The organism is Pseudomonas sp. EU05-FHT14B02, from assembly GCF_058791055.1.
This window is the reverse complement of the sequence record NZ_JBYTDD010000003.1, coordinates 279,312-292,517: the sequence shown is the minus strand read 5'-3', so window position 1 is coordinate 292,517 and position 13,206 is coordinate 279,312. Positions and strand designations below refer to the sequence as shown.

Here is a 13,206-nt window from a genome sequence, read left to right as displayed (position 1 = left end):
CCCCTCATGCAATCAACACAGACTCTGCGTGTGCATGTCGTTAATAAGGCGAGGCTTATTACTTGCCACCAAACGGCTGAACGCCAACAAAATATTGTTGCCGGTCGTTTAACGCTTGATACCTGTAGCCCGAAAAGACTGCTATCAAATACCCGTTCACACCGCCGGAAAATAAATCCGGAACGCCGCTCCGCCCATCGGTGAATCCCCCAGGGTCAACTTGGCGCTGTAGCTTTCGATGATGTCCTTGACCACCGCCAGGCCGATACCCTGCCCCGGGTGCTGGCGATCCAGCCGTTCTCCACGCTCGAGAATCCGTGCGCGCTGATCCTGTGGTACGCCAGGGCCGTCGTCCTCGACACACAACTGCGTGCCGCTGTGGGTTTCACGCACACTGATGCGTATTTCGCCCAGGCACAGGCGATAGGCGTTTTCCAGCAGATTGCCCATCATTTCCAGCAGAGCCCCCTGCTCGATCGGTACGTAACATGGGTCGGGCAAATCGAACGCGACGTGTACGCGCTTGTCGCGGTAAACCTTGTCCAGCGTGTCGCACAAGCTTTTCAGTACCGGCCGCAAATGCACCTGATGACGTACCAGGCCGCTTTTGCGCAGGCTGGCGCGTTGCAACTGGTAGCTGATCTGCTGGCTCATGCGTTCGATCTGGGCTTGCAGCACCCAGGCCTGATCGCGATCCTCGGGACGCTGGGCCATGTCTTCACTGACGCCTTGCAGTACCGCCAAGGGCGTTTTCAGGCTATGAGCCAGGTCATCGAGGGAATCACGATAGCGACTGCGCTGCTCACGCTCACTATGCAGCAAACGGTTGAGGGAACCGGTCAGGCGCAGCAATTCCCGGGGATGTTCCTCACTGAGGCTTTCGCGGGTGCCACCTTCGATCTGATCCAGTTCCTGGCTCAAGCGCCGCAATGCCTGCAAGCCCCAGGTCAGGCCGATCCACAGCAACGCCAGCAGCACCAGCAGTGCCGCGCCAAAACCCAGATAGAGATTTTCCCGCAGGCCTTCGAGGGTCAGTTCGTACTCGCGAACCGGCTGCAACGCCACGATACTGAAGGCTGCACTTTTGCCGCCGAGCAACTTGACCTCGACGTCGTAGACGAAGAACTCCTGGCCATTGGCTTCTCGGATCCGCGCAAACTCGCTGCCACGTCCGTCGTAGCGCGGCTTATAGTTGATGCGTTCTTCCTGGGTCGCCTTCGAACGCCAGACCAGATGCCCTTCACGGTCATAGATATAGCCGAGCAATCGGCTGTCGGTGAGGTTGAAGCGCTCGTCGGGCAATTGCGCTGGCATCTGCAGGCTGTTGTTCTCCACCCGGGCGGCCGAGATCAGCGTGGTCACGTCAGATGCCAGACGCTGCTCGATGGAGTCCTGCAGCGCCAGGCTGAACGCACCCTGCATTGCAGGCAACAACGCCAGCATGAACAATACCGCCAACAGCGTGGCGGCGAGCATCAAGCGTACGCGCAGCGAACGGATCAAGTGCAACGCTCGTTGAACAGGTAGCCCAAGCCGCGCACGGTGTCGATCGGTTTGAACCCGCCCGGCCCCTCCAGTTTGCGGCGCAGACGGCCGACCAGCACCTCGATCACATTCGGATCACGCTCGTCGTCATCCGGGTAGAGCTGTTCCATCAAGCGATCCTTGGGCACCACTTGCTGATGGTGACGCATCAGGTATTCGAGAATGCGGTACTCATACGCGGTCAGTGCCAGCGGCTGTTCGTCGAGGGACGCCTGCTTGCGGTTCAGATCCAGCAGTAACGGGCCAGCGACGATAGTCGACTGGGTGAAACCGCTGGAGCGTCGCAGCAAAGCATTCAGGCGTGCCTCCAGTTCTTCGAACTGAAACGGCTTGACCACATAATCATCGGCGCCGGCGGCCAGGCCTTCGACCTTGTCCTGCCAGTTACCACGCGCGGTGAGGATCAGGATCGGGAAGGTTTTGCCACTTGAGCGCAACTGCCGGATCAGGTCGAGCCCGCTCATGCCCGGCAGACCGAGATCGATCACTGCCAGGTCAAAGTTGAACTGCGCTGTCTGGTACAGTGCCTCCTCGGCGTTGGCCACGGACTCGACCACATGGCCGCTCTCCGTCAGGCGGGTTTGCAGGTGATGACGCAGCAGCGCTTCGTCTTCGACGACCAGCAATTTCATATTGCTCTCCCGGGCAAATCAACATCTCCAGAGGCGAAACGTCGCACCTCAAGAGCTAACATGGCAACGCCGGATCAGTCACTCGGGCTGATCCGGCGCAGGCCGTTCACGAAACGCTTGTCAGAAAGCGTAGTTGGCGGACAGGTAAGTTTGGGCGCTACTGGTCAGGTCCAGCGAACCCTGCTTGCTGCCGCCGCGTTCACTCATCTCGGTGCTGGCGTTGCTGCGCAGGTAACGGTAACCCAGTTCAATCGAGGTGTTTTGCGAAACCTGTTGCAGCACACCCACCTGGCCACCGATGGCGTAGCCGATATCACTGTCGTGGCTAAAGCCTGGCGACTCCTGAGTCATTTTGGTCAGGCCGGCCGTGGCGCCACCGAACAGCCTGGTGCTAGCGCCCACTGGGTAGAACAGATCGTAGCTGCCCAGGAGGTTTTCCTGACGCAGTTTAATGCCGTTGTGCGAGCCCGACACATTGTCGTAAGTGGCGTAGTAGCGGCCCTTGGTGTTTTGCTGGCCCAGACGAACACCCCAGGTGGTGTCCTTGCCGATTACGCCATCGGCGTTCGGGTGATTGAGGTTGTCGTTCAGGGCGTGGGATTTTTTAACCTTGTCGCTGGTCTGTCCAAGAGTAAGACTGGCGAAGTTGTCGTCGGACGCGAAAGCCGCGGTGCTTGCGCTCAGAACCGTGAATGCCAGAAGCAGTTTTTTGAATCCAGTCATTGGGGAGTTACCTCATGTGCCGATTGTTTTTTGGGTACGAGGCAAGGTTACGCACCGCGCCCTGAACTCCCCCTGAACGCACCCTGAACCTGGGCTGAACCGACCCGCCCCGAATATTTCGACACGTTTCAGCAGCAGATCCGACCATGTAATGGACAAGGCCGGCGCCGACTACCAACTCGTCAGCAGCTTTGCACTACCCAGCCTCAAGCCAACCCGGCAAAATGCCAGATATGAATTCAACCCCCGCCCTGCCCGTCTGCTGCACACCCCTCGATGACCATTGGCCGCTGCCGTTTGTGCTGCCCGATACGGTCCTGCTGAGTACTCATTTCGATAGCGCCCGACTGGGCAACGATGACTTTCAGCGCAGCGCTGTCGAAGCGCCGGCGAGCATCCAGCGCTCGGTGGCCAAACGGCAGGCGGAATTTCTCGCCGGGCGAGTGTGTGCCCGGGCCGCGTTACAGCGACTGGAAGGCTTGAGTTTCATTCCGGCCGTCGGTGAAGACCGGGCACCGGTCTGGCCTGCTCATATCACCGGCTCGATCACCCACAGCACTGGCCGGGCCGCAGCGATCGTGGCGAAAAAAAGCCATTGGCGCGGCCTGGGCATGGACCTGGAGAACCTGCTCAATGCCGAACGGGCCGAACGCCTGGCCGGGGAAATCCTCAATCCGCCGGAGCTACAGCGCATGGCGGCCGGTGATAACAATCAACGGGCGTTGCTGGTCACCCTGACGTTCTCGGTCAAGGAAAGCCTGTTCAAGGCGCTCTATCCGATCGTTCAGCAACGCTTTTATTTCGAACACGCCGAAGTGCTGGAGTGGCGTGAATCGGGTGAGGTGCGGTTGCGACTGCTCACTGATCTGTCCAGCGAATGGCGCAATGGCACCGAGCTGGATGCGCAGTTCGGAGTCAAGGACGGGCAGTTGCTGAGTCTGGTCAGCATCAAGGCCTGAAGTATTTGGTGCCTGTCAGGCCGCCATCGCGAGCAAGCTCGTTCCCACAGGGGATCCAGTGTGGGAGCGAACGTGCTCGCGATGGGGCCGCAACAGACACCACAAGGCTTAACGCTTCTCCTGATTGCGCGGCCAGCTCAGACTGAAGCACGCCCCGCCCAGGCTCTTGCTCTTGCCGATCAACGCCCGCCCGTCATGCCAATGGATGATGCGTCGCACAATGGACAGGCCTAACCCATGGCCTCCAGACGCGCGGGTACGGCTGTCGTCGAGACGCAGGAACGGCGTAAAGATCTTTTCCCACGCCGACTCCGGCACACCCGGCCCGTCATCCTCGATATCCACTCGGCATCGCTGCTGCCCCACTTGATAGCTGATGGTTACCCGTGATTGCGCGTGGCGCATGGCATTAGTCACCAGGTTCTGAATCGCCCGATGCAGATAGCGCGGTTCAGCCTCGACCCAGGCGTCGTCGTTATCGGCAGCCGATAGACACAAACCCCGTTGCACCGTGACGTCGGCGCGCAACGGCGCCAGTTCTTCGATCACCTGATCGACCAAGGCATCCAGATCGATCCGCTGAAAGTTCAGTGCCGGCGAGCCCTGCTCCAACCGCGCGTAAGTCAGCATCTCGTCCACAAGCCGGTCGAGGTCCTCGATATCGTGGTCCATGCCCTGGCAGTATTTTTCCAGGGCTTGCGGTGTGGTAGCCGAGCCGATCATCTCCAGGCCAAAGCGCAGGCGTGCCACCGGCGTGCGCAATTCGTGGGACACCGCACGCACCAGTTCGCGCTGGATAGCCAGCAACTGTTGCAAGTGTTCGGCCATGCCGTTGAACGCCGAGGCCAGCCGTCCCACCGAGTCCGCGCCGCGCGCCGGCACACGGGTTTCCAGGCTGCCTTTGGCAATGCGCGTTGCGGCGGCTTCCAGACCACGCAAGCGTCGCTCCAGTTGACGCACCAACAGATAGACGATCAAACCGATCAGCGTCAGGCCCAGCGCGGCGATCAATACCAACCACTCCGGCGGATAAGGATTCATCTGATACAAAGGGCCGATTTCCAAGACCCACGGCGTGCCCACCATGCCGGCAAATACCCGGATTGAATCCCCCCCCTTGCCCAGCGCCATCACCGTATCGCCCTCGGATACCCGACGACTCTGGTCTTCATCCATGTCCGCCTCGTCAACCGTGACCAGGCGCAGATCGAAGCCGAAGCCCTTGCTTTCCTTCAATTGCGCCAGGCGCAAGGGCTGGTCGGCGACCGGGGTGCGCACCAGTTCATCGGTCAACAGGTAGATGGTCGCCCGGGCCAGTTGCTCGCTGATCTGCTGCACCTCCCCGGTGAGCATCAACTGTTCCTTGTCGCTGACCAGCTTGTAGACCTTCGCTGCGTGCGGCCCGGTCTGTTCCACCAGTGCCTGACCGCGCAAAACACGGGTGCGCTGGGTCAGGTCGAGGTCGGTCTCGGCAAAGGTTTTCAGCGCCAGCGGAATCCCCAGCAGCCGCTCCCACACCAACAAGGCCCGATGTCGCTCGGTCTGGTTCATTGGTTGCAGGTTGTCGGCCATCAGCGAGAACGTGCCGTGGGCCAGGCGCTCGCGGTATTGCTCACTGCGCACCTCATTTAGCAGGTGCAACGCCAGCACACCGAGCACCGCCACCAGAATCAGCGCGGCGCACATGCCGCCATAGATACGCAGGAAGATCGAGTTCACAGGGACAGATCTACGCAAGCCTCGGGAACGAACAGATAGCCTTTGCTGCGCACGGTCTTGATCAGCCGTGGATGCTCCGGATCATCGCCGATCTTCGGGCGGATACGCGAGATGCGCACATCAATGGAGCGGTCCTGACCGTCATAGCCAATGCCCCGCAGCGCGGTGAAGATCTCTTCCCGGGAGAGGATACGCCCGGCATTGGCCACCAGTAGCCAGAGCAGGTCGAATTCGGCGCTGGTCAGCTCGATGCCGTTGCCCTGCAGCCAGGCTTCGCGCAAGGCGTTATCGACGATCAGCGGGCCGAACTGTAGACGCCGCTGTTTTTCCGGGGCGACTTCGGGCGTTTCGCTACGGCGCAGCAGCGCCTGGATGCGCGCCAGCAGCAGGCGCGGGCGTACCGGTTTGCAGACGTAGTCGTCAGCCCCCAGGTCCAGGCCGAGAATCTGGTCAGTGTCATCGGTGCGGGCAGTGAGCATCAGGATCGGACCGTCATACCGGGCGCGGACCTTGCGGCAAATGCTCAGGCCATCTTCACCGGGGAGCATCAGGTCGAGGATCACCAGGTCCGGTTGTTCCTTGATGATGCGATTCGCAGCGAGCGCACCATTGCCTTCGATCGATACACGCAGGCCATTGGCTTCCAGGTAATCGCGGGTCAGTTCGGCCAGTCGCTGGTCGTCCTCCACAATCAATACCTGCCAGGCTTCTTGCTCCACGGGTGACCTCTGCTTGCCAAAAACACTAATAAGGAAGGATCCGCCCCTCTTTTTGTAATGATTCGGGGGGAAAAATATGTATACACACTGGGCCGATTGTATAAACGCCGCCCGTCGAGAACACAAGCGGGTAAATGCGTTCGGACAACAAGGTTTTTTGTGATAGGGTTCGCGCCCTTAAAAATCCGCCCGAGCGTTTTCGATGGTTGAAAATCGCTGAAAAAAGGTCCGGTCCAGCAGCGTCGCGGCCTACACGCCAGTTACCTCTTTCACACACAATTTACGCACAGGTTTATCCACAGGCAGTACGTTGCAATCGCCCCCCAAAACGCATTATCTTGTACCCCGGCGCTAAAAAACCCCTAGATGTAGGGTTTTGCGCAAAAAACCAAACACAAACCAGACACCAATTTCAAGCGCTTTTATTGCCTCTGTCCGGTTGAACCATACGTATTTTTGAAAGACCAAACCGCGCGTGCGGATGGCTACTGTATTTCGGCCCCGAGTGGTGAAAACGGTACGGGTGTTGCAGTCCCAACTGTCACCCTCAAAGGACTCCGGTCTCAGGCCCAAGGCGTGAGACCAAAGACTTCGGCATGGAAGCGGCGCCCTATAGCCCCCTTCCTACTGTCCCGAAGTTGTTATGCCCGGCGCTCGCCGGTTGTAGTGCTTCAGGACGGAACGGTGGGCACCGTGATGGTGCCCAAACAAACATAGAGAATGTGGAGACACCCCCCCATGCAAACCGACACAACTCGCGAGAACCCGCAGGGCACCTTGCCGCAGGCCGCTGATTCGAATTCGGATCTGTCCGCCACCGCGCCAGGCCAACTGCGTGTGATCAAGCGTAACGGCACTGTCGTTCCCTACACCGATGACAAAATCACCGTCGCCATCACCAAAGCGTTTCTCGCAGTTGAAGGCGGCACCGCCGCTGCCTCGTCGCGAATCCACGACACCGTTGCCCGCCTGACCGAACAGGTCACCGCGACCTTCAAGCGTCGCATGCCATCGGGCGGCACCATCCACATCGAGGAAATCCAGGACCAGGTCGAACTGGCCCTGATGCGTGCCGGCGAGCAGAAAGTTGCCCGCGACTACGTAATCTACCGCGACGGTCGTTCGAAAGAACGCGCTGCCCACGCACCGGCCGAGGAAGCGGTCAACGCTCACCCGTCGATCCGCATCACCCGCGCCGATGGCAGCCTGGCGCCACTGGACATGGGTCGCCTGAACACCATCGTCACCGAAGCGTGCGAAGGCCTGGAAGAAGTCGACGGCGACCTGATCCAGCGCGAAACCCTGAAGAACCTGTACGACGGCGTGGCCCTGACCGACGTCAACACCGCCCTGGTAATGACTGCCCGTACCCTGGTTGAACGCGAGCCAAACTACTCGTTCGTGACCGCGCGCCTGCTGATGGACACCCTGCGTGCCGAAGGCCTGGGCTTCCTCGGTGTGGCCGAGAGCGCCACTCACCACGAGATGGTCGACCTGTACGCCAAAGCGCTGCCGGCCTACATCGCCAAGGGTATCGAATACGAACTGCTGAACCCTGAGCTGGCCAATTTCGACCTGGAAAAACTCGGCAAGGCGATCAACCACGAGCGCGACCAGCAGTTCACCTACCTGGGCCTGCAAACCCTGTACGACCGTTACTTCATCCACAAGGACGGTGTCCGTTTCGAACTGCCGCAGGTGTTCTTCATGCGCGTGGCCATGGGCCTGGCGATCGAAGAGAAAGACCGCGAAGCCCGTGCCATCGAGTTCTACAACCTGTTGTCGTCCTTCGACTACATGTCGTCGACCCCGACCCTGTTCAACGCCGGCACCCTGCGTCCACAGCTGTCGAGCTGCTACCTGACCACCGTGCCGGATGACCTGTCGGGCATCTACCACGCGATCCACGACAACGCCATGCTGTCCAAATTCGCCGGCGGCCTGGGCAACGACTGGACGCCAGTCCGTGCACTGGGTTCGTACATCAAGGGCACCAACGGCAAGTCCCAGGGCGTTGTACCGTTCCTCAAAGTAGTGAACGACACCGCCGTCGCCGTTAACCAGGGTGGCAAGCGCAAAGGCGCTGTATGTGCCTACCTGGAAACCTGGCACATGGACATCGAAGAGTTCATCGAACTGCGTAAGAACACCGGTGATGACCGTCGTCGTACCCACGACATGAACACCGCCAACTGGATCCCTGACCTGTTCATGAAGCGTGTCTTCGATGACGGCAAGTGGACCCTGTTCTCGCCATCCGAAGTGCCGGATCTGCACGATCTGACCGGCAAGGCCTTCGAAGAGCGTTATGAGTACTACGAAGCCCTGACCGAGTACCCGGGCAAGGTCAAGCTGTTCAAGACCATCCAGGCCAAAGACCTGTGGCGCAAGATGCTGTCCATGTTGTTCGAAACCGGCCACCCATGGTTGACCTTCAAGGACCCATGCAACCTGCGCAGCCCGCAGCAGCACGTGGGCGTGGTCCACAGCTCGAACCTGTGCACCGAGATCACCTTGAACACCAACAAGGACGAGATCGCCGTTTGCAACCTGGGCTCGATCAACCTGCCGAACCACATCGTCGACGGCAAGCTGGACACCGCCAAGCTGGAACGCACCGTGAACACCGCCGTGCGCATGCTCGATAACGTTATCGACATCAACTACTACTCGGTGCCGCAAGCGAAGAACTCCAACTTCAAACACCGTCCGGTAGGCCTGGGCATCATGGGCTTCCAGGATGCACTGTACCTGCAGCACATTCCTTACGGTTCCGACGCTGCCGTCGAGTTCGCCGACAAGTCGATGGAAGCGGTCAGCTACTACGCGATCCAGGCTTCCTGCGACCTGGCTGATGAGCGTGGCGCCTACGAGACCTTCCAGGGTTCGCTGTGGTCCAAAGGCATCCTGCCGCTGGATTCGCAACAAATCCTGATCGAAGCCCGTGGCCAGAAGTACATCGATGTCGACCTGAAGGAATCCCTGGACTGGGCACCGGTTCGCGCCCGTGTGCAGAAAGGTATCCGTAACTCCAACATCATGGCCATCGCACCTACCGCAACCATCGCCAACATTACTGGCGTATCGCAGTCGATCGAGCCGACCTACCAGAACCTGTATGTGAAGTCGAACCTGTCGGGCGAATTCACCGTGATCAACCCGTACCTGGTTCGCGACCTGAAGGCTCGCGGTCTGTGGGACTCGGTCATGATCAACGACCTGAAGTACTACGACGGTTCGGTGCAGCAGATCGAGCGCATCCCACAAGAACTCAAAGAGCTCTACGCGACTGCCTTCGAAGTGGACACCAAGTGGATCGTTGACGCCGCCAGCCGTCGTCAGAAGTGGATCGACCAGGCTCAGTCGCTGAACCTGTACATCGCTGGCGCTTCGGGCAAGAAACTGGACGTGACCTACCGCATGGCCTGGTACCGTGGCCTGAAAACCACTTACTACCTCCGTGCCCTGGCTGCGACCAGCACCGAGAAGTCGACTATCAACACCGGCAAGCTGAACGCGGTTTCCAGCGGCGGCAACCACGGTGACGACTCGGTTCTGGCGGCGCCTGCAGGTCCCGCTCCAGTGCCAAAGGCTTGCGCCATCGACGAGCCGGATTGCGAAGCTTGCCAATAAGCTGAGCCAGCAAGCACCCAAAGGTGCTTGCTCGAAACCCCCGATCAGCCTCTGGCGGGTCGGGGGTTTTCTTTTGCCTGCCTGTAGGAGCGAGCTTGCTCGCAATGGTCGTAAACGATAACGGGTTCATCCTGAATACACGCGTCGTTCTCAAGACCATCGCGAGCAATAGAGCGTCGACCGGCTGCTCCTACAGACTTTCGGCGAGCACAAAAAAGCCCCTCTTGCGAAGGGCTCCTTGTGCAGCACGTTCAGCCAACCGGCATCAAGTCATCTGAATGATGGTCTGCATGATCGTGCTCTGGGTGGAGATGGTCTTGGCATTCGCCTGGTAGTTGCTCTGCGCCTTGATCAGGTCGACCAGTTCGTTGGTCAGATTGACATTGGACTCTTCCAGGGAGTTGGAAACGATCGAACCCAGGGTGCCGGTCTCCGGCGCATCGTAGCCCGGGATACCCGACGCGTAGGTTTCTTTCCAGCTGGTGCCGCCTACTGGCTGCAGGCCTTGCTCGTTGGTGAAGCTGGCCAGGGAAATCTGGCCGATCGGCTTGGTCTGGTTGTTACTGAAGTTGGCCAGCAGCACACCGCTGCCGTCGATGGTCAGGTTGGTGATCTGGCCCGTGGCATAACCGTTCTGCGCCGGAATAGAGCGCGCAGTGTCAGCATTGAACTGGGTAGTGCTGGCCATGGCGATGGTCAACCCTGCTGGATCGGCTGCGGCACCGTTGGCTGTCCAGACGCCATTGGTGACACTGCCCGGGGTCCAGTTGGTGATTTTCAGGTCACTGCTGATCACCGAAGTCGGTGGCGTGGTTGGAGGCGTCACTGGTGTGCTGACCGAAGTCAGTTTGCCGGTGGAATCGAACGACATGGTCGAAGCAACCGGCGCGGTAACAGTAGGATCACTGCCATCCGGATTGCGGCCATCGATCAGTGTGTAGGTGTCCCACGTGTTCGCTCCAGTCTTGACCATGTATTGATCCATGGTGTGCTGGTTACCCTGTGTATCGTAGATCGGGGTACTGAACGACTTGGTAAAGGTCTCGGTCTTGGACGGATTGAACTTGTTCGCCGCAACCGTCTGGTCGATCACTGCCGACGTCGAGTTCAGGTTGATCGTCGACGACACGGTGCTGGTGGACTTCGGTGCCAGGTTGGACGTGTCGATCCGCAGGTCCGTCAGCACGCCGTTGACGATCTTGCCGTTGGAGTCCACCCCGTATCCTTGCAGGCGGGCAGTACCGTCGCTGTTGGTGACGTAGCCTTCCTTGTCGGTCTTGAACGTACCGGCACGGGTATAGGTCAGCGAGCCGTTGTTGCTCAGGACAAAGAAGCCGTTGCCCTGGATACCCATATCGAGCACGTTGCCGGTGTTGCTCACGTCACCCTGGCCGAACTGCTGGGAAACGTTGGCCAGGCGCACGCCGTTGCCGACGGTCTTGCTGCCGGTGCCCAGGCGGGTCGCCGAGTACACGTCTTCGAATTCTGCACGGGACGATTTGAAACCGGTGGTCGCGACGTTGGCGATGTTGTTACCGGTCACGTCCAGTTGTTTGTTGGCTGCATAGAGACCGCTAAGGCCGATATTAAAAGACATCATCCACTCCTTTATGCCGTGTTAGTCGGCTCTACATACCAATGGTTTGTACTTTGGACAGAGCAACACTGCCCAGCCCGGCCAGATTGAGCATCAACTCACCGCCGGTCTGGCTGATGGTCACGCTGTTGACGGTCGCTGGCAGGTTGGTGATCAACGCAACGGACTGACCATCGATCGTGGTCGTGGCGCCGAAGGTATAGGTGCCTGCAGGTACGGTCTCACCCGCATCGTTCTTGCCGTCCCAGATGAAGCTGGCGTTGCCGGCCTTCTGCGAACCGAGGTCGATGGTACGCACTGTCTTGCCGGCTGCGTCGGTGATCTTCAGGGTGGCAGACGCCACCGAAGACGGAACGACCACCGTGCCGCTGAGGCTCTTGGTGGTATCGACCACCGCCTTGTCGCCTGGAGCGATGACCGAACGCCCCACCAGCGACGACGCCTGCAAGGCCTGGGACGAGTTGTAGTTGTTGGCCAGGCCGGTCACCGTATCGTTGAGCGTGGTGATGCCTTCCAGGCTGCTGAATTGCGCCAGCTGGGCCACGAATTCACCGTTGTCCTGGGGTTCCAGCGGATTCTGGTTTTTCAACTGCGTAACCAGCAATTTCAGGAATGCATCCTTGCCCAGGGCCTTGTTGCCCGTGGCGCTGCCGGTTGCCGACGCGAGGCCGTCAGTCGTGGTGCTGGTCTTGATCGAGGAGTTGGCCAGGATATCGTTGAGGCTCAAACCACTGGTGGAATCGGTAACACTCATCTGAGTCGCCCCTTATCACTGACCGAGGGTCAGGACCTTCTGCATCATGGTTTTTGCGGTGTTCATCATTTCGGCGTTGGTCTGGAACGAACGGCTTGCGGAAATCATGTCAGCCATTTCCTCCACCACGTTGACGTTCGGATAGTAGACGTAACCCTTGGCATCGGCCGCCGGATGGTTCGGCTCGTAGCGCGCGTCAAGATTGCTCTGGTCTTCGACCACACCCAGCACCTGAACACCCTGACCGGCGGCGTCCTGGCTCTGGAACAGCGAATTGCTGCCGCCGCTCTGCCCGCCCTGGAACATGGTGGCGAATACCGGGTGACGCGCACGGTAGGTCTGGTCGATGCTCGACGAGACCGTTTCGGCGTTGGCGATGTTCGAAGCGACGGTGTTCAAACGCGTGGTCTGCGCACTCATGCCGCTACCGGCAATGTTGAAAACACTGGATAGAGACATGGCTTACTCTCCGCGCAGGGCTGACACCAGCCCTTTGAATTTGCTGTTGAGCAGGGTGAAGCTGGCCTGGAAGCCGATCGCGTTTTCCGCGTAGTTCGACTGCTCAAGCTGGGCGTCCACGGTGTTCTGGTCAATCGACGGTTGCATCGGCGTGCGATACAGCAACGACTCGTCGCCATTGCCCAGGCCTTCAGCCTCGATATGACGGCTGTTGGTCATGTTCAAGGCGAAAGTGCCGCTTTTGGTTTTCTCGTTCTGCTCGGCGAGCACTTTCGAGAAGTCCAGGTCCCGAGCCTTGTAGTTCGGGGTATCGGCATTGGCGATGTTGTTGGCCAGGACTTCGGCACGCTGGGCTCTGAAGCCCAGGGCCTGTTCGTGGATACCGAGCGTTTTATCGAAGCTGATGCTCATGTCGGGAAACCTTCGGGTGACCTGATTTTTCGTAGAATCAACTTAGCAAGCCCCA

At 59.4% G+C, this 13,206-nt stretch carries 11 protein-coding genes; 2 read left to right on the top strand and 9 right to left on the bottom strand.

The window, feature by feature from the left end:
• Window positions 1–156: 156 nt before the first annotated feature.
• The 3 genes from AC3WTM_RS05100 to AC3WTM_RS05090 all read right to left on the bottom strand — a co-directional run bounded on the left by AC3WTM_RS05100 (window position 157) and on the right by AC3WTM_RS05090 (window position 2,900).
• Window positions 157–1,503, bottom strand: coding sequence for an ATP-binding protein (locus tag AC3WTM_RS05100; protein ID WP_102669957.1), 1,347 nt, complete (start codon window positions 1,501–1,503; stop codon window positions 157–159).
• Window positions 1,500–2,177: a response regulator transcription factor gene (locus AC3WTM_RS05095; protein ID WP_102669958.1), complete on the bottom strand. Its 678-nt coding sequence runs from the start codon at window positions 2,175–2,177 to the stop codon at window positions 1,500–1,502. Before AC3WTM_RS05095 ends, AC3WTM_RS05100 begins: the two co-directional genes overlap by 4 nt.
• A 120-nt stretch (window positions 2,178–2,297) precedes the next feature.
• Window positions 2,298–2,900 carry a hypothetical protein gene (locus tag AC3WTM_RS05090; protein WP_102669959.1) on the bottom strand — a complete coding sequence of 201 codons (603 nt, stop codon included), beginning with the start codon at window positions 2,898–2,900 and terminating at the stop codon, window positions 2,298–2,300.
• A 233-nt stretch (window positions 2,901–3,133) separates the two neighbouring features.
• On the opposite strand from AC3WTM_RS05090, the gene AC3WTM_RS05085 reads away from it, so the two are divergent.
• The gene (locus AC3WTM_RS05085; RefSeq protein ID WP_207238418.1) at window positions 3,134–3,859 is read left to right on the top strand and encodes a 4'-phosphopantetheinyl transferase family protein; all 726 of its coding nucleotides are present in this window, start codon (window positions 3,134–3,136) and stop codon (window positions 3,857–3,859) included.
• A gap of 108 nt (window positions 3,860–3,967) precedes the next feature.
• On the opposite strand, the gene AC3WTM_RS05080 is transcribed toward AC3WTM_RS05085, so the two are convergent.
• Entirely contained in the window at window positions 3,968–5,578 is a 1,611-nt protein-coding gene (locus tag AC3WTM_RS05080) for an ATP-binding protein (protein WP_102669961.1), read from the bottom strand.
• Window positions 5,575–6,297, bottom strand: coding sequence for a response regulator (locus AC3WTM_RS05075; protein ID WP_102669962.1), 723 nt, complete (start codon window positions 6,295–6,297; stop codon window positions 5,575–5,577). The genes AC3WTM_RS05080 and AC3WTM_RS05075 overlap by 4 nt, the downstream gene beginning before the upstream one ends.
• A gap of 738 nt (window positions 6,298–7,035) precedes the next feature.
• Between AC3WTM_RS05075 and AC3WTM_RS05070 the strand changes: the two genes are divergently transcribed.
• Window positions 7,036–9,930 (top strand): ribonucleoside-diphosphate reductase subunit alpha, encoded by a 2,895-nt coding sequence (locus tag AC3WTM_RS05070; RefSeq protein WP_102669963.1) that lies wholly within the window; start codon window positions 7,036–7,038, stop codon window positions 9,928–9,930.
• A gap of 265 nt (window positions 9,931–10,195) precedes the next feature.
• On the opposite strand, the gene flgE is transcribed toward AC3WTM_RS05070, so the two are convergent.
• From flgE to flgB, 4 genes are read right to left on the bottom strand one after another with little or no spacing between them, the layout of a single operon-like run.
• Window positions 10,196–11,527, bottom strand: coding sequence for a flagellar hook protein FlgE (flgE, locus tag AC3WTM_RS05065; protein ID WP_102669964.1), 1,332 nt, complete (start codon window positions 11,525–11,527; stop codon window positions 10,196–10,198).
• A 31-nt stretch (window positions 11,528–11,558) separates the two neighbouring features.
• Complete coding sequence (flgD, locus tag AC3WTM_RS05060) at window positions 11,559–12,281, bottom strand: flagellar hook assembly protein FlgD (protein WP_102669965.1); 723 nt, start codon at window positions 12,279–12,281, stop codon at window positions 11,559–11,561.
• A gap of 15 nt (window positions 12,282–12,296) precedes the next feature.
• Window positions 12,297–12,740 (bottom strand): flagellar basal body rod protein FlgC, encoded by a 444-nt coding sequence (gene flgC / locus AC3WTM_RS05055; protein WP_102669966.1) that lies wholly within the window; start codon window positions 12,738–12,740, stop codon window positions 12,297–12,299.
• Between the two features lie 3 nt (window positions 12,741–12,743).
• The gene (flgB, locus tag AC3WTM_RS05050) at window positions 12,744–13,151 is read right to left on the bottom strand and encodes a flagellar basal body rod protein FlgB (RefSeq protein WP_102669967.1); all 408 of its coding nucleotides are present in this window, start codon (window positions 13,149–13,151) and stop codon (window positions 12,744–12,746) included.
• Between the last annotated feature and the right edge of the window lie 55 nt (window positions 13,152–13,206).

Excerpts from the sequence above, each read along its gene's own strand:
- flgE (WP_102669964.1), bottom strand. The coding sequence starts at position 11,527 with ATGTCTTTTAATATCGGCCTTAGCGGTCTCTATGCAGCCAACAAACAA.
- AC3WTM_RS05085 (WP_207238418.1), top strand. The coding sequence starts at position 3,134 with ATGAATTCAACCCCCGCCCTGCCCGTCTGCTGCACACCCCTCGATGAC.
- AC3WTM_RS05095 (WP_102669958.1), bottom strand. The coding sequence starts at position 2,177 with ATGAAATTGCTGGTCGTCGAAGACGAAGCGCTGCTGCGTCATCACCTG.
- AC3WTM_RS05070 (WP_102669963.1), top strand. The coding sequence starts at position 7,036 with ATGCAAACCGACACAACTCGCGAGAACCCGCAGGGCACCTTGCCGCAG.
- flgB (WP_102669967.1), bottom strand. The coding sequence starts at position 13,151 with ATGAGCATCAGCTTCGATAAAACGCTCGGTATCCACGAACAGGCCCTG.
- AC3WTM_RS05090 (WP_102669959.1), bottom strand. The coding sequence starts at position 2,900 with ATGACTGGATTCAAAAAACTGCTTCTGGCATTCACGGTTCTGAGCGCA.
- flgC (WP_102669966.1), bottom strand. The coding sequence starts at position 12,740 with ATGTCTCTATCCAGTGTTTTCAACATTGCCGGTAGCGGCATGAGTGCG.
- flgD (WP_102669965.1), bottom strand. The coding sequence starts at position 12,281 with ATGAGTGTTACCGATTCCACCAGTGGTTTGAGCCTCAACGATATCCTG.